At 60.6% G+C, this 20,925-nt stretch carries 17 protein-coding genes; 10 read left to right on the forward strand and 7 right to left on the reverse strand.

The window, feature by feature from the left end:
• The first annotated feature begins 165 nt into the window (after positions 1–165).
• Together L3068_RS02510 and L3068_RS02515 are read left to right on the forward strand one after the other, a co-directional pair.
• Entirely contained in the window at positions 166–1,254 is a 1,089-nt protein-coding gene (locus tag L3068_RS02510; RefSeq protein ID WP_214602769.1) for a cellulase family glycosylhydrolase, read from the forward strand.
• A 50-nt stretch (positions 1,255–1,304) separates the two neighbouring features.
• Complete coding sequence (locus tag L3068_RS02515) at positions 1,305–2,726, forward strand: MFS transporter (protein WP_014882376.1); 1,422 nt, start codon at positions 1,305–1,307, stop codon at positions 2,724–2,726.
• On the opposite strand, the gene L3068_RS02520 is transcribed toward L3068_RS02515, so the two are convergent.
• From L3068_RS02520 to L3068_RS02535, 4 genes are read right to left on the reverse strand one after another with little or no spacing between them, the layout of a single operon-like run.
• Positions 2,689–3,510 carry an alpha/beta fold hydrolase gene (locus L3068_RS02520; RefSeq protein WP_014882377.1) on the reverse strand — a complete coding sequence of 274 codons (822 nt, stop codon included), beginning with the start codon at positions 3,508–3,510 and terminating at the stop codon, positions 2,689–2,691. The genes L3068_RS02515 and L3068_RS02520 overlap by 38 nt on opposite strands.
• Before the next feature lie 30 nt (positions 3,511–3,540).
• A complete protein-coding gene (locus L3068_RS02525; RefSeq protein ID WP_023331926.1) occupies positions 3,541–5,160 on the reverse strand; it encodes an MFS transporter in 1,620 nt (539 codons plus the stop codon).
• On the reverse strand, positions 5,157–5,564 hold the full coding sequence (locus L3068_RS02530; protein ID WP_014882379.1) for a DoxX family protein: 408 nt from the start codon (positions 5,562–5,564) through the stop codon (positions 5,157–5,159). Before L3068_RS02530 ends, L3068_RS02525 begins: the two co-directional genes overlap by 4 nt.
• Entirely contained in the window at positions 5,564–7,435 is a 1,872-nt protein-coding gene (locus L3068_RS02535) for an amidohydrolase (RefSeq protein WP_023331927.1), read from the reverse strand. The genes L3068_RS02530 and L3068_RS02535 overlap by 1 nt, the downstream gene beginning before the upstream one ends.
• Positions 7,436–7,653: 218 nt before the next feature.
• On the opposite strand from L3068_RS02535, the gene L3068_RS02540 reads away from it, so the two are divergent.
• From L3068_RS02540 to L3068_RS02560, 5 genes are all read left to right on the forward strand, one after another.
• Positions 7,654–8,340 (forward strand): hydrolase, encoded by a 687-nt coding sequence (locus L3068_RS02540; RefSeq protein WP_023331928.1) that lies wholly within the window; start codon positions 7,654–7,656, stop codon positions 8,338–8,340.
• 61 nt (positions 8,341–8,401) lie between these two features.
• Entirely contained in the window at positions 8,402–8,617 is a 216-nt protein-coding gene (locus tag L3068_RS02545) for a DUF1427 family protein (RefSeq protein ID WP_014882382.1), read from the forward strand.
• A complete protein-coding gene (locus L3068_RS02550) occupies positions 8,614–8,874 on the forward strand; it encodes a XapX domain-containing protein (RefSeq protein WP_014882383.1) in 261 nt (86 codons plus the stop codon). The genes L3068_RS02545 and L3068_RS02550 overlap by 4 nt, the downstream gene beginning before the upstream one ends.
• A 23-nt stretch (positions 8,875–8,897) precedes the next feature.
• Positions 8,898–9,278 (forward strand): response regulator transcription factor, encoded by a 381-nt coding sequence (locus tag L3068_RS02555; RefSeq protein WP_117580838.1) that lies wholly within the window; start codon positions 8,898–8,900, stop codon positions 9,276–9,278.
• A 9-nt stretch (positions 9,279–9,287) separates the two neighbouring features.
• Positions 9,288–14,873, forward strand: coding sequence for a trifunctional serine/threonine-protein kinase/ATP-binding protein/sensor histidine kinase (locus L3068_RS02560; RefSeq protein ID WP_117580840.1), 5,586 nt, complete (start codon positions 9,288–9,290; stop codon positions 14,871–14,873).
• On the opposite strand, the gene L3068_RS02565 is transcribed toward L3068_RS02560, so the two are convergent.
• Positions 14,874–15,491: a response regulator transcription factor gene (locus L3068_RS02565; protein ID WP_023338979.1), complete on the reverse strand. Its 618-nt coding sequence runs from the start codon at positions 15,489–15,491 to the stop codon at positions 14,874–14,876.
• Between the two features lie 275 nt (positions 15,492–15,766).
• On the opposite strand from L3068_RS02565, the gene L3068_RS02570 reads away from it, so the two are divergent.
• The gene (locus L3068_RS02570) at positions 15,767–16,369 is read left to right on the forward strand and encodes an ATP-dependent Clp protease proteolytic subunit (RefSeq protein ID WP_014882387.1); all 603 of its coding nucleotides are present in this window, start codon (positions 15,767–15,769) and stop codon (positions 16,367–16,369) included.
• 134 nt (positions 16,370–16,503) lie between these two features.
• Entirely contained in the window at positions 16,504–17,625 is a 1,122-nt protein-coding gene (locus L3068_RS02575; RefSeq protein WP_023331930.1) for a ribosomal protein uL16 3-hydroxylase, read from the forward strand.
• Between the two features lie 61 nt (positions 17,626–17,686).
• Here L3068_RS02575 and L3068_RS02580 read toward each other — a convergent pair whose 3' ends face one another.
• Positions 17,687–19,105 carry an aminotransferase-like domain-containing protein gene (locus tag L3068_RS02580; RefSeq protein WP_117580842.1) on the reverse strand — a complete coding sequence of 473 codons (1,419 nt, stop codon included), beginning with the start codon at positions 19,103–19,105 and terminating at the stop codon, positions 17,687–17,689.
• A 176-nt stretch (positions 19,106–19,281) separates the two neighbouring features.
• Here L3068_RS02580 and L3068_RS02585 point away from each other — a divergent pair, with 176 nt between their 5' ends.
• Positions 19,282–19,443, forward strand: a complete 162-nt coding sequence (locus L3068_RS02585; RefSeq protein ID WP_014882390.1) for a DUF1127 domain-containing protein — start codon at positions 19,282–19,284, stop codon at positions 19,441–19,443.
• 40 nt (positions 19,444–19,483) lie between these two features.
• Here L3068_RS02585 and pdxR read toward each other — a convergent pair whose 3' ends face one another.
• On the reverse strand, positions 19,484–20,872 hold the full coding sequence (gene pdxR, locus L3068_RS02590) for a MocR-like pyridoxine biosynthesis transcription factor PdxR (protein ID WP_023331931.1): 1,389 nt from the start codon (positions 20,870–20,872) through the stop codon (positions 19,484–19,486).
• Positions 20,873–20,925 lie beyond the last annotated feature (53 nt).

Genomic DNA, 20,925 nt, shown 5'->3' on the forward strand with positions numbered 1-20,925 from the left:
ATTCGCATCATACCCTAACCGCGCGCTTACGCGCCGTCGATCACGTTTCTCATTCATCGAAGCGCGAACTTTGTGAAGGCCGTCGCTTTTCGGCGTGCCGTGATTTGCGCATTTATCCCGCAACTAATATTTATTAGCTAAATATTATCAGTAAGAGGACGCGTAATGAAAGAGCAGTGGAGCAGGGAGCAGGCACAGGCGTGGTATGAGCAAAAAGGCTGGCTGTGCGGGTTTAACTATTTGCCGTCGACGGCGGTGAACTGGACCGATATCTGGCAGGAAGAGACCTTCGATGCCGAGACCATCGACCGCGAACTGGGCTGGGCGGCGGAGGCGGGCTACAACACCCTGCGCATCAACCTGCCGTTTATCGTCTGGGAGCATGACCGCGACGGGCTAATGGCGCGCATCGACCGGTTTTTGACCATAGCCGACGGCCGCGGGTTCAGCACCATGCTGACCCTGATGGACGACTGTGGCTTCTCCGGCGACGAGCCGTACCTCGGCCCGCAAAAGCCGCCCGTACCGGGCAAGCACAACAGCCAGGCGGCGGCGAGCCCGGGTCGGGATAAGGTGTGCGATCCCGACTGCTGGCCGCAGATTGAGCGCTATATCCGCGACGTTGTCCGCCAGTTCCGCGAGGATAAGCGCGTGCTGCTGTGGGATCTCTATAACGAGCCGGGTAACCGCGGCATTTTCGCGACGGGCACGCAGGAGGTGCAGTACGACGCGAAGCTGGAGACCTGCGCCCATGAACTGATGAAGCTGGCGTTCCGGTGGGTGCGTGAGGAGAACCCGACCCAGCCGCTCACCGTCTGCGCCTGGCGTCTGCCGCCGGAAGAGGAGGGCGAAACGTTCTTCCAGCATCCGCTGGACCAGACCGCGCTGGCGCTCTCGGACGTGGTGAGCTTCCACGCCTACACCCATACCGGGCGCATGACGGCGATTATCCAGCAGTTGCAAACGCTCGGTCGTCCGCTGTTCTGCACCGAATGGCTGGCGCGCCACGTGGGCAGCACCATCGAAGAGCAGCTCCCGCTGATGTATGCGGCGAAGGTCGCTCCCTACCAGTGGGGGCTGGTGCGCGGCAAAACCCAGACGTGGCTGCCGTGGCCGGTGGTGATGAAGGAGTCCACGGACTACTGCCGACTCTGGTTCCACGACGTGTTTGAGGAGAACGGGATCCCGTTCTCACGCCGTGAAATCGCCCTGATGCAGCATCTGCGTAAGATCGCCGCGCAGGCGCAGGACTAATAATATCGACCCGGCGGTCCACCGCCGGGCAACCAGGCAGGCATATAACAATGGCAATGACAATGAAAATACCGTCTCGCGAGTTGTGGTCTTATTTTGGTTATGGATTAGGTCAGTGTTTTAGCTTTGGTTTAGTAGGTTCGTTTATTAACTATTTTTACACCGACGTGCTGGGCATTTCGGCGCTGGCGGCGAGCACCATTTTCCTGATTGCCCGCGCGTGGGACGCGGTTCACGATCCGCTGTTTGCCAGCATTATGGACACCATTAACAGCCGGTTCGGCAAGTTTCGCCACTTTTTGCTGATCGCCCCTTTGTTGATCACCGGCGTCACGCTGCTGTCGTTCTATAAAATTGAAGCGGACATGACCACCAAAATCCTCTACGCCGGGGTGACCTACATCCTGTGGGGGACGCTGTATGCCATCTCCGATATTCCGTTCTGGTCGATGTCGTCGGTAATGACCAACGACTCCGCCCAGCGCACCCGCGCGGTGACGGCGGCGATGCTCGGGGTGAACGCCGGGATTGCCTGCGCCAATATCTTCTTCCCGAAGCTGGCGGCGTTTTTCGCCCAGTACAGTAACGACAAAGGTTACTTTATGGCGGCGCTGGTGATGATGCTGGTGGGGCTGCCGCTGATGCTTAACGGCTTTATGCAGATCAAAGAGCGCGTGCCGCCGAGCCCGGAAAAGGTGACCATCCGCGATACCTTCCACAACCTGCGTCAGAACAAGCCGCTGTTTATCGTCCTGCTGTCGTTCTTCTTCTGCGTGTTCCATAACGTGGCGGGCGGGCTGTATATCTACTTCTTTATCAACAACCTGGGTGACGGCAGCCTGCAGATGGCGATTGGCGTGATGGGGATTGTCGCGGCAGTGCTGTGCCTGGTCGCCCCGATGCTGACGCGCCGGATGCAGAAGCGGAAGCTGTTTATGATCCTCTGCGGGCTGGACGTGGCGGTGCGCGTGGTGATGTGGTTTGTCGGGTATCAGCAGGTGACGATGCTGTTTATCCTGCTCGGCCTGAGCACCCTGTTTGTGATGATGACCAACATCCTCACCTCGTCGATGATTGCCGACACCATCGAGTACGCGGAGTATCACACCCACAAGCGCTGCGCGGCGATTACTTTCTCCGGGCAGACCTTTACCGGCAAGATGTCGGTGGCGGTGGGCGGCGGGTTAATCGGCGTGTTTCTGACGATGATAGGCTACGTGCCGCAGGCGCAAATCCAGAGCGAGAGCGTGCTGTCGGGGCTGTTCTTCGGGATTTGCCTGCTGCCGGCGATGGGGTCAGCGATCCGAATGGGCTTTATGTCGCGCTTTACCTTTACCGAGGAGAAGCATGCGGAGATTTGTCGGCTGCTGGCAGAGCGGAACGCGTCTGCGAAAGCGCCGGGTGGCGGCTGCGCCTTACCCGGCCTACAGAAAATTACAGCGACTTCACAAACGCCAGCAGATCTTCGTTGAGCTGGTCCTGGTGGGTCAGCGCAAAGCCGTGCGGCGCGTTGTCGTACACCTTCAGCGTGGCGTTTTTGATCATCTCCGCCGCCAGCTTGCCGGTGCTTTCAAACGGCACGATCTGGTCGTTGCTGCCGTGAATCACCAGCGTCGGCACGTCGATTTTCGCCATATCCGGGCGGAAGTCGGTTTCGCCGAACGCGGTCACGCAGTCGATGGTGCCTTTCAGCGACGCCAGCAGGGCAATGTTCAGCGTCTGGGTCAGGGCACCGGCAGAAACGGTTTGTCCGGCGTTGGTACCGTAGAACGGGGTGGCGAAGTCGCTGATGAACTGGGCGCGATCTTTACGCAGTCCGTCGCGAATGCCGTCGAATACGCTTTGATCCACACCCTGCGGGAAGGAGTCGGATTTACCGAAGATCGGCGTGACCGCGCCCAGCAGCGCCAGACCGGCGACGCGTGAGCTGCCGTAGTTATTGATGTAACGGGTCACGTCGCCGCCGCCCATGGAGAAGCCCACCAGCGTCACGTCGCGCAGATCCAGGGTGGTGATCAGGTCATTGATGTCGGACGCAAAGGTGTCGTAGTCGTAACCGTTCCACGGCTGATCCGAGCGGCCAAACCCGCGACGGTCAAAGGCGATGGCACGGAAGCCGCGCTCGGCCAGGTAGTTCAGCTGGCTGTCCCACATGTCGCCGTCCAGCGGCCAGCCGTGGCTGAAGAGTACCGGTTTACCCGCGCCACAGTCTTTGTAGTAAATCTGCGTGCCGTCTTTTGCCTTAAACGTTGCCATAGTGTGTTCCTGTACAGGTGATGGTTATGGTTATACCGGCGCGACCAGGTAGCGAATAGCCGGTGAGGTTGTGCCCTGATGAAAAGCCAGAACGCGGCTCTGCAGCAGGAGGTCATTCATGGTGTGGCGCTCCTGCTGGCGCAGATGCTCAATCCACGAGCCCATCAGGAAGGTCTCGATAAACAGACCGGGGCGCTCGATATCTTCATATACCGCCCAGCTCATCGCCCCGGCGCGGCGGCGCACCCGGCGCAGCTCGTGGACCGCCTCCAGGAAGGCTTTGGCGTGTTGCGGGTCGATGAGGTACTCGTGCGAGACCAGCACCGGGCCGCGTTCGTTTGGCAGGTCAATCTCCACGCCGTCCAGCGGCTGACCGCTCAGGTCGAGGTTCAGGTCCGGATCTTTCTCCAGCTTCCAGCGGAACACCGTCGCGCTCGCCAGCACCATCCCCAGCGTGGCGACAACCAGCGAGGTTGGGGTACCGAACCGGGAGGCGATCTGCCCCCAGAGGGCGCTGCCTGCGGTCATCGAGCCGAAGAACACCGTCAGATACACCGCCAGCGCGCGGGCCTTCACCCAGCGGGCGGCGCTGCGCTGCGCGCCGAGATTGAGGGTGGAGAGCACCGCAATCCACGCGAAGCCGGTGAAAAACTCAAACAGGTTAAGCAGCCAGACGTGGCGCACAAACGCCAGCGCCAGCATGGTAAGGGCAAAGGTCAGGCTGGCAGCCACCATCAGGCGGTCGGCATTCAGCCGCTGGCGCAGGCGCGGCAGCAGAATCGCGCCGGCAATCGCCCCCAGGCCAATGCACGCCAGCATTACGCCGTAGCCCGCCGGGCCTAAGCCCAGCTCGCGGCGCGCCACCAGCGGCAGTAACGCCCAGCCCGCGCTGCCGAAAACGAAGAAGGCCACGGTGCGCACCAGCACGTTGCGCAGCACCGGCGCGGCGTGCACGTAGCGAATGCCGGATCGCACCGCCGAGAAGAAATGCTCCGGCGGCAGACGCTGCACGGTCGGGGCCTGACGCCAGCGCCACAGTACCCACGCCACGCCGACCACGGACAGCGCGTTCAGGGCAAACACCATCCACGGCCCGGCGAGCGACAGCAGAAAACCACCCAGCGCGGGGCCAATCGCCCGGCTGATGTTTACCCCGAGCGAGTTCAGCGCCACGGCGGCACCCAGCTCGGGCTTGCTCACCAGGTCCGGCACCACGGCCTGAAACGGCGGCGAGCTCATCGCCGCGCCGACGCTCAGCAGAAACGTCGCCACCAGCAGAACGGCGGGGGTGACGTGTCCGGTGAAGGAGAGCACCGTCAGCCCGGCGGCGGCGATAAACACCCACAGCTGGGAGAAGAGCAGGTATTTACGCCGATCGACGATATCCGCCATCACCCCGGACGGCAGGGCGAAGAGGAACATCGGCAGGCTGCTGGCCGCCTGCACCAGCGCGATGTCCAGCGGATCGGCGCTCAGGGTCAGCATGCTCCAGTTGATGCCGACGTCGCTCATCCATGAGCCGACGTTAGAGACCACCGTGGCGATCCACAGCATCCTGAACACCGGCTGGCTTAGCGGCTGCCAGGGCGAAACCGTTGATGTGTGCGTCGTCTCGACGTGTGCGTCGCGAACGTCGTTAACCTGGGTCATGCGAACCTCTCCGCTGCCTTACGCTGCAATCGCCACTGGCCCGGGCCGGTGAGGGCAAGGGTGGTAAAGATAATCAGCAACAGCCAGCCAAACTGTCCTTCGGCAATCGACCAGTTCGGGTGCACCGCCAGCATCGCCACCAGCAGCACGGCGATAATCGGCAGGCACGCCAGGCGGGTATACACGCCCGCAATGATAAACAGCGGGCAAATTACCTCGGCGACGATGGCCGGGATCAGGCTGGCATAGGGCCCGAAGCCGAACGGATCTTCAATACGCGTCAGCTCTTCACTGAAGTGCAGTACCTTTGGCAGGCCGTGCACGTACAGCAGCAGCAGGCTGCCGGTCAGGCGCAGGAAGAACAGCCCCAGGTCAACCCGGGGCGGAGCAAGCGTGTTTTTCATCAGAATGCAAAGCAGCTGCAGCCCAGCGCCCCCCAGAAAGCGTTATCGTCGGACACCGGCATTTCTGACGTGCGGGCAAAATCATGCTGGTGGCTGTGAACCCCGCACGGGCCGCTGCAGTGGTGAACGGCGCTCATGCCCACGCGTGCGGCCTGCGGCGGCGCGCTGCGGTAGTGGCCCGGTACTTTCACGACCGGGGACCAGTCGGGCAGAACCGGAATGGCGGGCGGCGCGAGCGGGCCAAAGGTGCCTGCCGCGTAGACGATATCGCCGTTGACCACCGTCAGGACGGACTCGATGCCCTTGATCTCCTCTTCCGGCACGCGGAAGTAGTCTTTGCTGAGCACGGCCAGGTCGGCGAGCTGGCCGACCTTGATCTGCCCCTTCTGATTCTGCTCGCTGGAGAACCACGCGCTGCCCTGGGTCCAGAGCATCAGGGCGGTATCGCGATCCAGACGGGCGCTGTGGTCGTACATCTGCATCCCGCCGACGGTGCGGCCGGAGACCAGCCAGTAGAGCGCGGTCCACGGGTTGTAGCTCGCCACGCGGGTGGCGTCGGTGCCTAAGCCCACCGGTACGCCGGTCTCCAGCATTTTCGCCACCGGCGGTGTATGGCGGGTGGCTTCGATACCGTAACGTTCGGCAAAGTACTCGCCCTGGAAGGCCATACGGTGCTGGACGGCAATGCCGCCGCCGAGCGCTTTGATGCGGTCGATGTTGGCCTGGGTGACGGTTTCCGCGTGGTCAAAGAACCAGTGCAGGCCGTTGAACGGAATGTCGCGGTTCACCTTCTCGAAGACGTCCAGCATGCGGCTGATGGACTCGTTGTAGGTGGCGTGCAGGCGGAACGGCCAGCGGTGCTCCACCAGATGGCGCACCACGCGCTCCAGCTCGTCCTCCATGCCCGGCGCGAGATCCGGGCGGGGTTCGAGGAAATCTTCAAAATCGGCGGCGGAGAAGACCAGCATCTCGCCCGCGCCGTTATGGCGGAAGAAGTCGCTGCCCTGGCCCGGCGTGAGCATGTCAGTCCATTTCTCAAAGTCCTCCAGCTCGTGGCCCGGACGCTGGGTAAACAGGTTGTAGGCGATGCGGATGGTCATCTGCTTTTTCTCGTGCAGCTCGGCAATCACCTCGTAATCTTCCGGGTAGTTCTGGAAGCCGCCGCCCGCGTCGATGGCGCTGGTCAGCCCCAGACGGTTCAGCTCGCGCATGAACTGACGGGTGGAGTTAACCTGCTGCTCCAGCGGCAGCTTCGGTCCTTTGGCCAGCGTGGCGTAGAGGATCATGGCGTTCGGGCGCGCAATCAGCATCCCGGTTGGGTTGCCGTTGGCGTCACGCTGGATCTCGCCGCCCGGCGGGTTCGGCGTGTCTTTGGTATAGCCGACCACCTTCAGCGCGGCGCGGTTGAGCAGGGCGCGGTCGTAGAGGTGCAGGATGAAAACCGGGGTGTCCGGGGCGGCGGCGTTGATCTCGTCCAGCGTCGGCATGCGGCGTTCGGCAAACTGGAACTCGGTCCAGCCGCCCACCACGCGTACCCACTGCGGCGACGGCGTACGCAGAGCCTGCTCTTTCAGCATCCGCAGGGCATCGGCCAGCGACGGCACGCCTTCCCAGCGCAGCTCGAGGTTGTAGTTCAGCCCGCCGCGAATGAGGTGCAGGTGCGAATCGTTCAGCCCGGGGATGGCGGTGTGGCCTTTCAAATCGACCACTTTCGTACCGTCGCAGTGATGTTGCATCACCTCAGCGACGGTACCCACTTCCAGAAATTTTCCATCGCGCACGGCAACGGCTTCCGCGATGGGGTTCTCGCGATCGACGGTATGAAACTGGCCATTAACCAGAATGAGATCGGCTTTACCGAGGGTAACCATAACTGCTCCTGACTGAGAGGGGAATGGTCAGGATTATGGGAACCGGTTTCGGCAAAGATCCAGTTATACAATAGGATAGGTATACCAAAGTATAACTATACCTAAGGTTAACTATACGAAGAGATAATTACGCCCAGGGGCGATAAACCGCAGGATGAGGGTGACTTTATCGCCGTGGCGATCGCGGCGATTTCTCCCCTTAACCACTGGAAAATGCTATGACCTCTTCAAAGCTCGAAGTGTTAACCCCTGCGAACTGCCAGATTATCTTTATCGATCACCAGCCTCAGATGGCGTTTGGCGTGCAGTCTATTGACCGCCAGGTGCTGAAAAATAACACCGTGGCGCTGGCGAAAGCGGCGAAAGTCTTCAATATCCCGACCATCATCACCACCGTAGAGACCGAAAGCTTCTCCGGTAACACCTATCCGGAACTGCTGGACGTTTTCCCGGGCCAGGACATTCTGGAGCGTACCTCCATGAACTCCTGGGACGACCAGAAAGTGCGTGACGCGCTGAAGGCCAACGGCAAGAAGAAAGTCGTGGTAGCAGGTCTGTGGACCGAAGTGTGCAACAACAGCTTTGCCCTGTGCGCGATGCTGGAAGGCGATTATGAAATTTACATGGTGGCGGATGCCTCCGGCGGCACGTCAAAAGAAGCCCACGACTTCGCGATGCAGCGCATGATCCAGGCGGGCGTGATCCCGGTGACCTGGCAGCAGGTCATGCTGGAGTGGCAGCGCGACTGGGCGCGTAAAGAGACCTACACCGCGGTAATGGATATCGTGCGCGAGCACTCCGGCGCGTACGGCATGGGCGTCGATTACGCCTACACCATGGTGCATAAAGCGCCGTCTCGCCAGAAGAGCGAGCACCGCACCTTAGCGCCGGTCCCGGCTCGCTAAGCCCTGTCGGCGGGCTGGTCCCTCATCCGGCTCGCCGCTGCTTTTTTCTCTGGAGTTCACAATGAGTACTGGGCTGATATCCCTTGCGGCAGGCGTGTTGATTGGCCTGATGTATGCCGTGCTGAAGGTGCGCTCCCCCGCGCCGCCCGCGCTGGCGTTGATTGGCCTGCTGGGGATGCTGGCGGGTGAACAGGCGACGCGGCATCTGTTATCCCGCGACAGTGCGCCTGCTCAGGTCACCGTTCCGGCAGCACCGCAGACAGGAGCATCGTCATGAAAGCATGGATTATTTCGCTGGTGTGCGGCGTGGTAGCTGGGGTAATTTACGCTCTGCTCGACGTCCATTCGCCGGCACCGCCGGTTGTCGCCCTGCTTGGCCTGTTTGGCATGCTGGTGGGGGAACAGCTCATCCCGGTGGGACGGCGCTTAATGAGTCGCGAACCGCTGACCCTCGCCTGGTTTCGTCACGAATGCGTACCGAAAATCAGCGGCACGGCGCCCCCGGCGCCCGCGAAGGACACGCGCGACGTTTAATGATTTGTGAGAGGAAAGACCGCATGACGCTGCCGTGGCGCATTGCCATCATTGATGACGAACGTTCCGTCCGCAGCGGGTTGAGTAATCTCCTGGAGTCGGAAGGGTATTCGACCGATACGTTTGATTCGGCTGAGGGGTTTCTGAGCCATCCTCTCGCGCTGTCCGGCGCGGCGCTGGTGATCACCGATATCAAGCTGCGAGGCATGAGCGGCCTTGAGCTGTTCGACAAGCTGCGGCTGCTGGCCGTACCGCCACCCCCTGTACTCTTTATCTCCGGTCATGCTGATGAAAATATGCAGCGGTACGCCCTCAGTGTGGGCGCCGCTGCATTTTTGCGTAAGCCGATTAACATCGATATTCTGCTGGATCATATTCAGCGGGAGCTGGCCCGCCGACAATAAGGATCGCGGATGAACGAAAACGAGCAGCCTGCATTCTGGCCCGCCCAGGGAAATCTTCATCAGGGGCGGGTTTTTGTCCTTAAAGAGGATGTGATTTTTACCGTGCTGGCGCAGGAGGGCGGCATCGCCTGGATGAACGCACGTCATCCCCATTCTGGCGGCTCCTTCATCATTGCCACCGCGGTGAGCGACGAAGAGGAAGAGCGGGCCACCCGGCTGCTGAAAAACGAGTTTGCGCTGCGCGACGTGCTCCAGGACAGCTGGGCCATTCGCGCCGTCGCCTCTACCCAGTACCGGGGGCGTTTCGCGCTGGTTTACGCCCCGTTTTCGTTTGAGCTGCTGGCGCGACGCGCGGGCAGGGCGATCTCCGGGATTGCGCGCTTTATCGAGCTGGCGATCCAGATCTGCGCCCCCCTGCGCCAGATGCATCTGCAAAACCTGATCCATGGCGATATCAAACCCGGCAGTATTTTTGTTTATCACGATGCCACCTGCCGTCTGGGCAGCTTTGGCCTCTCCTGCCGTTTTTCCGATGCCTTCTCGCAGACCCGTCTTACCGTTTCTGGCGGTACCCCCGCCTGGATGTTGCCGGAACATACCACCCGCACCCAGCGCCCCGTCGACAGCCGCAGCGATCTCTACAGCCTCGGCATGGTGCTGTATGAACTTCTGACCGGACGCCTGCCGTTTGAACTGGGCGCGGACGATCAGACCAACTGGGCGCACTACCATATTGCCTCGGAGCCGCTGGCCCCGGACGTGATTCGCCCGGACGTGCCGGGAATGCTCTCGACCATCCTCCTCAAGCTGCTGGAAAAGCATCCTGATAACCGCTATCAGACGGTGGACGGGCTGATTGCCGACCTGCGACGCTGCCAGGCAACGTTGACCGGTGAGGGCGAGATCGCCCCCTTTACTCCCGGTCAGCAGGATCGCACCCCGGCGATCCATCTGGCGGATTCCCTGTTCGCGACGCATCCGCAGGCGAATGACGTCATTGCCGCGTTTGAGCGGGTCGGGCAGAGCCGGGTGCCAGAGCTGGTGACAATCGGCGGACCGTCAGGGATCGGGAAATCCTCGATCATCGCGACGGCGCTTAAAACGCTGCAGCAGCGTACGGTGCTGCTGGCGGTAGGCAAGGTGGACCAGTTTTCGCCGTCACTGCCTTACGGCGTGCTAAGTTCCGCGTTTCGCACCCTGACGTTGCACCTGCTGGGGCTGCCCGCAGACGACGTGGCGAAGTGGAAAATCCGCCTCTCGCGCGCGCTGGAGGGCCACGAGGCGCTCGCTGTCAGTCTTGTGCCTGAACTGGGACTGCTACTTGAGAGCAAACCGCGCTTCTCGCCGGATACGTTTTCCATTGATGCCCGGGCGCGCTTCAGCCATATGGTGCTGGCGCTGGTCAAAACCTTTGCCTCTCAGGGCTGCCCGCTGGTGCTGGTGCTTGACGATCTTCAGTGGAGCGACGCCGCCAGCCTGCATACGCTCAAATACCTGCTGGTGAACAGCGGGGCAATCCCGCTGCTGGTGGTTGTTGCTCACCGGGATATCTATTCGTTATCCGATGCCACCTTACAAGCGCTGCTGACGAGTCTTCCGGAAGCGGCGCTAAACGCGAGCGAAATTGTCCCTCAGGCGCTGTCCGTGAAAGCGGTAGCGCGCTGGCTGGCGACGCTGTTTCGAACCCGCAGCACGGCGACGTCTGACCTCGCCACGCTGATCCATGAAAAAACCGGGGGCAACCCGCTCTTTGTGCATGAGTTTTTCCGCCGCATTGTCGATGACGGGCTGGTGGTGCATAACAAATATCAGGATAAGTGGCAGTACGATCTGCAGGCGATTCGCGCCCGGCATTACACCGAAAACGTCGTCACCCTGGTGCTGGAGCAGCTCGAAGAGTTGCCCGACGAGACGCGTCGCCTGCTGGGGAGTTTTGCCTGCCTCGGCGGCAAGGGCGAGATGGAGATGATATGCCGCGTTGTCGGCATGTCGATGGCGGAAATGCGCTATGCGCTCCATCCGGCGGTCATGGCGCAGCTCATCGTGCTGACGGAAAAAGAGTACGCCTTCACCCACGACAGGGTGCAGGAAGCCGCCTTCGCGCTGCTGGATCCGCATGAGAAAAGCCACCTTCATCTGACCACCGCCAGCCTGCTGGCCGATGCCGCGCGGCAGGCTGCGGGAAACGAACTGCTTTTCCGCGCCGTTCACCATGTTACGGCCGCACTGGACAGTATCCAGCCCGCTCCGCAGCGGCAGATGTTCCGCGAGCTGAGCCTGCTGGCCGCGCGCCGGGCGAAACGCACGGGAGATTATCTTTCGGCACTGAGCTACATCCAGACGGCGAGAGCGCTGGGCAATGCCGGGGTGGTGTCAGACTTTGTGCTGGATATTGAAGAGGCGGGCTGCGAGTTTGCGCTCGGCCATCTGGAGCGGACCCGCGAGCTGTGCGATGCGATCCTGGGCTGCCCCGGCGGGCTGACCGAAAAAGCGCTGGCGGCCAACCTGCTGGTGGAAGTCTATATTCGCCAGTCGGATAGCCGTCTGGCGCTGGAGGCGGCGCTCTGCTGGCTGGGTATTTTTGGTATTCAGATTGGCCGCCATCCGGAAGATGCCGACTGCGATGCTGCCTGGAAAGACTTCTGTAACCGCACGGGCGACGCGCCGCAAAGCCGCTATGCCCAGCTCTCGCGGATGGAAAATCCGGAAACGGAAGCGGTAATGAACCTGCTCTACAGCGCCAGCATTTGCGCCAGCTTCATTTGCCCGCGTCTGCACTTTTTGCTGCTCTGCCGCATGATGCACCTGACCCTCGACCACGGCATCACCGGCGCCTCCACCACGGCGATGGCCTGGTTTGGCGTGTTGATCGGCCACCGCTACGCCGAGTATCGCCTCGGGTTCCAGTACGGCACGCTGGCCCGCGAGCTGGTCAATCGCCACGGCTATGATGCGTATGAAGCGAAAACCCTGCTGCCGCTCGATCAGCTCAGCGTCTGGACCCAGCCGCTGTCGTTCACCATCGAGTGCGCAAAAGCCTGCTTCACCGCGGCGGTGACCCACGGTGATATGACGATGGCCTGCTTCGCGGCCTGCCACCAGGCCATTAACTTCCTCTCTCGGGGCGATCATCTCGACGGGGTGCTGACCAGCATCGATCGCGGCCTGGCCTTTGTGCGGAAAACCCACTTCCAGGACGTTGAGACCATTTTGATGGTTCAGCGCGGCTACGTTGAGTTTTTACGCACGCCGGTGATCGGCACCTGGACCGCCTCGCAGGTGCTGCCGGAGGCGCTGCTGCCTGCTTCGCCAGAGCAAGCTCCGGAACAGACGTCGACCATGCTGTTCTGGTACTGGCTCTATCGCGGTATGGCGCACTTTACCTGCGGCGAATTTGCCGATGCGCAGGCGGATCTTGAGATGGCGGGCTGGTACGCGTGGTCTGCGCCTGGCCATATCCATCTGCTGGATTACCATCTCTACAGCGCCCTGGCGCTTTCCCGCCAGCTAACGCCTGAGACGTTCTCGGCGAATCATCGACGCAGTATTCACGCTCACTACGACAAAATTGCCCTCTGGGCGCGCATTAATCCGGGGACGTTTGCGGATAAAGAAGCGCTGATTTACGCCGAAATCGTGCGTCTGGACGGCATGAACAGCATTGCGCTTGAGCAGTATGAGAAAGCGGTCCGGCTGTCACGCGAGGGCGGCTTTAATCCGATTAACGCCCTGGCGCACGAGCTGGCGGGTCGCTTTGCGCTGTCCTGCGGTTACCCGACCGCGTCAGATGCGCATTTTCGCGGCGCCATTGCCGCCTGGGGCCGTGCCGGGGCACAGGCTAAGGTGCGCCAGCTGGAGCAGGATTTCCCACATCTGCTGGCCTCCGGACAGGCCAGCGCCTATGACACGGTGGCGTTTGCCCAGAATGAAGTGATCCGCGATCTGCAGAGCGTGATCAAAGCCTCACGCGCCCTGTCGGAAGAGATCAACCTTGAGCGGCTTATCGAAAACCTGATGACGCTGCTGCTCGAACGTGCCGGGGCGCAGCGCGGCCTGCTGCTTCGCGTGAGCGATAACCTGATTCCGGAGATCGAAGCCAGCGCGTGGACCAGCACCGAGGGCGTGCGGGTGCGGATCCTGAAGGACGTACCGGTAGCGACCGACATGCCGCTGTCGGTCCTGGCGGCGGTGATCCGCACCGGACAGGAGATCCGCACCGGTAAACCGGAGGAGTTCCATCCCTTCAGCCAGGATCCCTACCTGGTGACCTCGGGGGCGGCCGTGATGTGCGTTCCGATGTTCAAACAGGCGCGGCTGGTGGGGGTGCTCTATCTGGAAAACCGCCTGATGCCGGAGGTCTTCACCGCCGAGCACTCTCGCGTGGTGAGCCTGCTGGGGGCGCAGGCTGCGGTCTCTCTGGAGACGGCGCGGCTGTACGCGGAACTGCTGGCGGAGAACATCCAGCGCCGACGCGTGGAAAAAGAGCTGCGCGCCAGCCAGAACTCGCTGATGCTGGGTGAGCAGATCAGCCACACCGGTAGCTGGCGCTGGGAGCTTGAGCAGGATCTGATGTTTATGTCCGAAGAGTACGCCCGTATTCTCGGCCTGCCCGAGCAGCAAAAGATGATCTCCATGGCGGAGTTTTTGACCTTCGTCCATGAGGATGATTACGCCCGCATCAGCGCCATCGTCACCCAGAGCGTGCGCGAGGGGCTCTCTATGCGCGCGGAATTTCGTATTAAGCGTACCGACGGTTCCACGCGCTATATCCTCGGGATTGGCGATCCGGTGGGCGTGGGCAGTGAGGTGAACGAGTATTACGGCATCATTACCGATATCACCAGTCAGCGCGCCGCGGAGGATGCCATGCGGGTGGCGCAGGCGGAACTGGCGCGGGTGTCGCGTGCCACCACGGTCGGTCAGTTAACCTCTTCCATCGCCCACGAGATCAACCAGCCGCTGATGTCGATCGTCTCTAACGCCGGGGCAAGCCTGCGCTGGCTTAACCGTGAACCCGCCCGGCTGGATAAAGTGCGGGAAGGGCTGGAGGAGATCGCCGCGGAAGGTGCCCGGGCGGGGGAGATCATCCGCAGCATTCAGTCCCTGACCCGCAAGCAGGATCCGACTTTCGCGCGTATCGATCTCCACTATCTGATCCACCACATTATTACCCTTTCCCGCAGCGAGCTGGAGCAGAGACACATCAGCGTGGATTATCTGTTAAACGCCGGTGACAGCTTTATCACCGGGGACAGCGTGCAGATCCAGCAGGTGCTGCTGAATCTGGTGATGAACGCCGTTGAGGCCATGGCGGAGGTTAACGATCGCCCCTGCATCATCACCCTCAGCACCGTCAACGCCGACGGGAACGTTATCGTCGAGATCGCCGATACCGGCAGCGGCATTGAGCCCGAGCGGCTGGAGAAGATTTTTGACTCGTTCTATTCCACCAAGGCGCAGGGAATGGGGATGGGGCTGACCATCAGCGCCAGCATCATTGAACGACACAGAGGAAAACTGAGCGCGCGCCGCCGGGAGCCACACGGCACGGTGTTTGCGTTTGTGTTACCGCTTGCCGGACAGACAGGGGAGTAGTTAATCCGAAGGCTGGCTGTGGGTCAGGCGCTCAACGGCCCTGACCAGCTCCGCCACGGAGCGCACCTGCATTTTTTCCATTACGCGACGGCGATGCACTTTCACCGTGATCTCGCTGACGCCAAGCTCGGCGGCAATTTGCTTGTTCAGCATCCCGCTTATCGCCAGTGTTAACACCTCATGTTCCCGTGGCGTAAGGGACATGTGGCGCTGCTTCAGGGCGTAGTGCTCTTTGTTGCGCACGGCGTTGTTTTCCGCCAGCTGGAGCGCAGACTGAATGGCGTCGATCAGCGCGGTGGATTCAACGGGCTTGGTGAGAAATTCGTACGCGCCGCCTTTAATGGCGCGCACCGACATCGGGATAGTGCCGTGGCCGGTGAGAAAAATAATCGGGATGTCGCGCCCGCTGTCCTTGAGGGCGTCCGCTACGTCAAAACCTGAAATGGCGGGCATTTGCATATCGAGGATCACACACGACGGCAGATCCTCAAAACGGTGCTGAAGAAACGCCTCTGCGGATGAAAACCCCATGGCGTCTAAATCCGCTGATTCCAGCAGGCCGAGAACGGACTGCCTGACCGCGTCATCGTCGTCAACCACATACACAATGTGTTCCATTCACTGCCCCGGTGCTGAGTTAACTGTCGAGAAAATATACACGTCCCGTCACGTAAGAGACTGTTTCTGCTGGCTTTCATCTTAACACATTAAATATCATTATCATTTAACAATATGATAACCGTATGAAGAGGAAGTATAGCGAACGGTTGTCGACTGGCGTGCCGTTTGCCTGCGCACGTTTCATCATCGTTCTCGCGATCTGTCTCTGAGGACTTTACCCCGTAAAACAGGCTACACTCTGGTTTTGAGCGCGACAAGCTGAGGAAACAACAATGCTCTACACACTGAAAGAAAGCGACAAGGATAAGGCGGAAGGGTCAAACGGCGCGGGCGCTCTGCAGCAAAAACTGCTGGAATCCCGTTCGATTGTGATCTCCGGGGAGATCAACCAGGAGCTGGCGCAGAAGGTGATCACCCAGATGATCCTGCTGCAAAGCGTCAGCAACGATCCGATCAAGCTGTATATCAACAGCCAGGGCGGCCACGTGGAAGCGGGTGACACCATCCACGACTTTATCAAATTCATCCGTCCGGAAGTGCACGTCATCGGTACCGGTTGGGTGGCGAGCGCGGGGATCACCATCTTCCTGGCGGCGAAAAAAGAGCACCGTTATTCCCTGCCTAATACCCGCTTTATGATCCACCAGCCGCTGGGCGGCGTGCGCGGTCAGGCAACGGATATTGAGATCGAAGCGCGCGAGATCATCCGCATGCTGGATCGCGTGAACAAGCTGATTGCTGACGCCACCGGCCAGCCGCTGGAGAAAGTGAAAAAAGACACCGACCGTAACTTCTGGATGTCGCCGGCAGAAGCGCTGGACTACGGCATTGTGGGCAAGCTGATTACCCACTATGACGAACTGAAGCTGGACTAAGTTTTAGCGCCGTATTGCGTCGGGTGACGGCAATGCCTTACCCGACCTACGCGAGCTGGTTTGACCCATGACAAGTTCCCCCTCCACCGTCTCCCCTATAATCGCGCCTGTTTCCCCTCTCACTGGTGCTACCCATGGCGTATCAACTGAACCTGAACTGGCCGGAATTTCTCGAAAAATACTGGCAAAAACAACCCGTAGTGCTGAAAAATGCCTTCCCGAATTTTGTCGATCCGATTACCCCGGACGAGCTGGCAGGTCTGGCGATGGAGCCGGAAGTTGACAGTCGTCTGGTGAGCCACGCTAACGGCAAATGGCAGGCCAGTAATGGTCCGTTTGAACACTTTGACGATCTGGGCGAAACGGGCTGGTCGCTGCTGGCGCAGGCGGTGAACCACTGGCATATGCCCGCGGCGGAACTGGTGCGTCCGTTCCGCGTTCTGCCGGACTGGCGACTTGACGATCTGATGATCTCCTTCTCCGTGCCGGGCGGCGGCGTGGGTCCGCATATCGATCAGTACGATGTGTTTATCATTCAGGGGATGGGCAGCCGCCGCTGGCGCGTGGGGGACAAGCTGCCGATGCGTCAGTTCTGCCCGCATCCGGCACTGCTGCATGTCGATCCGTTTGAGCCGATCATCGACGAAGATCTTGCGCCGGGCGATATCCTCTACATTCCACCAGGATTCCCGCACGACGGCTTTACCCACGAAACGGCGCTTAACTATTCCGTCGGCTTCCGCGGGCCGAACGGTCGCGATCTGATCAGCAGCTTCGCCGATTACGCGCTGGAAAACGATCTGGGCGGCGAGCACTATAGCGATCCGGATCTGACCTGTCGTGAACACCCGGGCCGCGTGGAGCAGTACGAGCTCGATCGCATTCGTCAGATGATGATCGAGATGATCAGCAAGCCGGATGATTTCACGAAATGGTTCGGCAGCTTTGTCTCGACGCCGCGCCACGAGCTGGATATTGCCGCCGCCGAGCCACCGTATGTGCCGGAAGAGGTGCTGGATGCGCTTCAGGGCGGCGAAACGCTGTCTCGCCTGAGCGGCCTGCGCGTGCTGAATATTAACGGCAGCTTCTTCATTAACAGCGAACAGCTTGAGACGGTCGATGCGAAGGCCGCGGATGCGCTGTGCCGCTACACCGAACTCGGCCAGGCCGAGCTGGGCGATGCGCTGAAAAACCCGGCGTTTGTTGAAGAGCTCACCGGGCTGATTAACCAGGGGTACTGGTACTTCGACGAGTAGTGCGGCACGGTTTTCTCCCTCTCCCTGTGGGAGAGGGTCGGGGTGAGGGCATCAGGCCGCACTAGCCCTCCTCCATCGCAATCACAATCGCTTCACCCATCTTCTTTAATGCCTCGCGATTTTTGTCCGTCGGCGGCAGCGCCACGTTGATGCGCAGGCAGTTGCGGTACTTCCCTGAAGCGGAAAACAGCGACCCGGCTGCGGCCTGGATCTTCAGCCGACACAGCTGCTTGCTGACGCACACCATATCCACCTTCTCCGGCAGCTCAACCCACAGCAGGAAGCTGCCCTGCGGGCGGGTCACGCAAATCCCTGCCGGAAAATACTGCCGTACCCAGCAGGTATAGGTTTCCATATTCTGCTGATAAATCTGGCGCATACGGCGGACGTGGCGATGGTAATGGCCGTCGCGAATAAACGCCGCCACCGCCATCTGCGTGCCCGGTACGTTAAACCCGCCCGCGGCGTATTTCATGTGCATCACCCGGTCGTAATAGCGTCCCGGCACAATCCAGCCCACGCGCAGACCCGGTGCCACGGTTTTGGTAAACGAGCTGCAGAGGATCACCCGGCCGTCGATATCCATCGAATGAATGGTTCGCGGACGCGGGTACTCCGCCGCCAGCTCGCCGTAGATATCATCTTCAACAATCACAATGTCGTGCCGCTGGGCGAGGGCTAAAACCTGCTTTTTCCGCGCTTCCGGCATGATAAACCCGAGCGGGTTATTGCAGTTGGGCACCAGAATCACCGCTTTGATCGGCCACTGCTCCAGCGCCAGCTCAAGCGCCTCAATGCTGATCCCGGTTTCCGGGTCGGTGGGAATTTCAATCGCCTTGATGCTAAACCCGCGCAACATCTGCATGGTGCCGTGAAACGACGGCGACTCCACCGCCACGATATCCCCCGGTTGACACACCGAGAGCAGGGCAATCGACAGCGCGCCGTGGCAGCCGTTGGTGATGACAATCTCGTTCGCTGCCACGGTGGAGCCGCCGTCCAGCATCAGGCGGGCGATCTGCTCGCGCAGCTCCAGGCGCCCGTCGAGCACGTCATAGCTCAGCATCTCACCCGGATTATGCTGCGCGATGCGGCTCATCTCGCGCCACAGGGGCTTCAGGCTCGGCTGGTTAATGTCCGGCGAACCGCCGCCAAAAGAGATCATCTCTTTGTCAGCGCGGGCGTCCAGCAGCATCATCACCTCATCCCACTGGGTGACGTCCACGGGGCGCTGCACCGGGCGCGTCATCGCCGGGACGGGCGGCTGGGCTTTACGCTGCGAAACAAAATAGCCGGAGCGCGGCTGGGGCGTGATCAGCTGGAGGTTTTCAAGGATCTGATAAGCCTGCTGTATGGTGCTGATGCTCACGCCGTGCTCCTGGCTCAGCGTGCGCACCGACGGCAGACGTTCGCCGCTGCGATACAGCCCTTGTTCAATGCGTTCTGCCAGGAGATTGGCCAGATGTTGATAGCGCGTCATGCTGTATCCTTTGTTTTCACCATACAGATTGTAAAACCAGTACAGATTGCCGTAAAAAATGCCATGCAGATACCGTTTTAGCGGATCTGTATGGTAAACAAAAGGTGTTTTTGCATCTGTATTGCACAGGCGGATTTCCAGGATGATAACCCCACTGGCACAGTGAGGAGAGCATCATGGAATTTTTCGAGAATCGTTCTAAAAGACCGTTTATCGTGTTTGTCTGGATCGCGAAAACGCTGCGTAACTGGTATCGCATCAACCGTACCCGCCGCATCCTGAGCCAGATGAGCGATGAGCAGCTCAAAGATGTGGGTTTATCCCGCAATGACATTTAAACCGTAGGCCGGGTCAGGCGCAGCCGCCACCCGGCGATGTTCAACTCAACAGCGCAAGCGTCTGCCGTTTCGGCCTTTCCAGCAACGCCACCGCCTCCTGGTATGTCCGCACGTTGTTGTAGCCCATCACCAGCCCGTAGCGTTTTCCCGACCCGCGGTACCATTCGGAGAGCGCGTTAACCTGCAGCTGCTGTTCCTGCCAGCAGCGCGCCACTTCGCGGTCACAACTTCCTTTGGTCAGAAACGCCACGATATGCATCCCGCCGTCGTTCTGCTCGGTGAAAAACAGATCGCCATACACCTCGCGCAGGGCGGCAATCATCCAGTCGCGGCGGGTCTGATACAGCGCGCGCATCTTTTTCAGGTGACGGAAAAAATGGCCTTCGTTGAGAAATGCGGTGAGGATCTTTTGCGTCAGCACCGGCTGGCCGCTGGTGGTGATATCCGCGCAGTCGGTAAACGCCCCGACAGTGCTGGCGGGCATCACCACGTATCCCATGCGCAGCGACGGCATGATGGTTTTGCTGAAGGTGCCCATAAAAATTACCCGGTCGTGCTGGTCGAGGCTTTTCAGCGACGGCAACACCTTGCGGGTGTAGTGAAACTCGCCATCGTAATCGTCTTCGATGATCCACGCCTCGTTCTGGCTGGCCCAGTCGAGCAGCTGCTGTTTACGCGGCAGGGAGAGCGTCACCGCCAGCGGGCTCTGGTGCGACGGGGTGACGAGGGCAAAACGGGCGTCGCGATGGTGGCGGAGGAGGTATTCCGTGTCCATGCCGCAGCGATCGACCGGCACCGTGTGCAGACGCGGCACGATCCGCTTCAGGAGCTGCTGGCCCATAAAATAACCCGGATCTTCGAACACCACCTTGTCGCTGCGGCTGGCGAGCGTGTCGAGGATCAGGCGCAGGCTGCCGCTGTAGCCGCTGGTGATGAGCACCTGCCCGGCGGTGCAGGACAAGCCACGCGAGATATTGAGATAGCTGGCGATGGCCTGGCGCAGCGGGTACCAGCCCAGAACGGGCGGGTTAAGCATCTCCTCCTGACGCATGGCGCGCGTCGCCTGGCCTGCCAGCAGCAGCCATTTTTTGTACGGAAAGCTGTCGAGGGATGGGATGCCAGGGCGCAGAAACCCTGCCCGCTCGCGCTGGCTGATAAGCGATGCCGGAAGCGTACCGGTAGGCTGTTCCGTTGGGGCAGGACGCTCCGGCAACAGTAAGTCCGGGTTGACCCGCGTGCCGCGCGCGCCCTGGCTAACCAGATACCCTTCGCCCGTCAGAATGGCATACGCCGTTTCGACCGTTTTACGCGCCACCTTAAGCTCTTCGGCCAGCACGCGGATGGCGGGCACTTTGTCGCCCGGCTTGAGCACGCCGCGCGTAATGTTGTCGCGATAGCGGGAGTAGATCTCGTGATAGCCCGGCTTCATGTCCTACCTCATTTCACGCTTTTTGTGTCTTTTTACTATGTCATGAACGGCGT

This window comes from Enterobacter cloacae complex sp. ECL414, from assembly GCF_021869685.1.
Classification (GTDB): Bacteria; Pseudomonadota; Gammaproteobacteria; order Enterobacterales; family Enterobacteriaceae; genus Enterobacter; species Enterobacter kobei.

Excerpts from the sequence above, each read along its gene's own strand:
- L3068_RS02510 (WP_214602769.1), top strand. The coding sequence starts at position 166 with ATGAAAGAGCAGTGGAGCAGGGAGCAGGCACAGGCGTGGTATGAGCAA.
- L3068_RS02515 (WP_014882376.1), top strand. The coding sequence starts at position 1,305 with ATGGCAATGACAATGAAAATACCGTCTCGCGAGTTGTGGTCTTATTTT.
- L3068_RS02520 (WP_014882377.1), bottom strand. The coding sequence starts at position 3,510 with ATGGCAACGTTTAAGGCAAAAGACGGCACGCAGATTTACTACAAAGAC.
- L3068_RS02525 (WP_023331926.1), bottom strand. The coding sequence starts at position 5,160 with ATGACCCAGGTTAACGACGTTCGCGACGCACACGTCGAGACGACGCAC.
- L3068_RS02530 (WP_014882379.1), bottom strand. The coding sequence starts at position 5,564 with ATGAAAAACACGCTTGCTCCGCCCCGGGTTGACCTGGGGCTGTTCTTC.
- L3068_RS02535 (WP_023331927.1), bottom strand. The coding sequence starts at position 7,435 with ATGGTTACCCTCGGTAAAGCCGATCTCATTCTGGTTAATGGCCAGTTT.
- L3068_RS02540 (WP_023331928.1), top strand. The coding sequence starts at position 7,654 with ATGACCTCTTCAAAGCTCGAAGTGTTAACCCCTGCGAACTGCCAGATT.
- L3068_RS02545 (WP_014882382.1), top strand. The coding sequence starts at position 8,402 with ATGAGTACTGGGCTGATATCCCTTGCGGCAGGCGTGTTGATTGGCCTG.
- L3068_RS02550 (WP_014882383.1), top strand. The coding sequence starts at position 8,614 with ATGAAAGCATGGATTATTTCGCTGGTGTGCGGCGTGGTAGCTGGGGTA.
- L3068_RS02555 (WP_117580838.1), top strand. The coding sequence starts at position 8,898 with ATGACGCTGCCGTGGCGCATTGCCATCATTGATGACGAACGTTCCGTC.
- L3068_RS02560 (WP_117580840.1), top strand. The coding sequence starts at position 9,288 with ATGAACGAAAACGAGCAGCCTGCATTCTGGCCCGCCCAGGGAAATCTT.
- L3068_RS02565 (WP_023338979.1), bottom strand. The coding sequence starts at position 15,491 with ATGGAACACATTGTGTATGTGGTTGACGACGATGACGCGGTCAGGCAG.
- L3068_RS02570 (WP_014882387.1), top strand. The coding sequence starts at position 15,767 with ATGCTCTACACACTGAAAGAAAGCGACAAGGATAAGGCGGAAGGGTCA.
- L3068_RS02575 (WP_023331930.1), top strand. The coding sequence starts at position 16,504 with ATGGCGTATCAACTGAACCTGAACTGGCCGGAATTTCTCGAAAAATAC.
- L3068_RS02580 (WP_117580842.1), bottom strand. The coding sequence starts at position 19,105 with ATGACGCGCTATCAACATCTGGCCAATCTCCTGGCAGAACGCATTGAA.
- L3068_RS02585 (WP_014882390.1), top strand. The coding sequence starts at position 19,282 with ATGGAATTTTTCGAGAATCGTTCTAAAAGACCGTTTATCGTGTTTGTC.
- pdxR (WP_023331931.1), bottom strand. The coding sequence starts at position 20,872 with ATGAAGCCGGGCTATCACGAGATCTACTCCCGCTATCGCGACAACATT.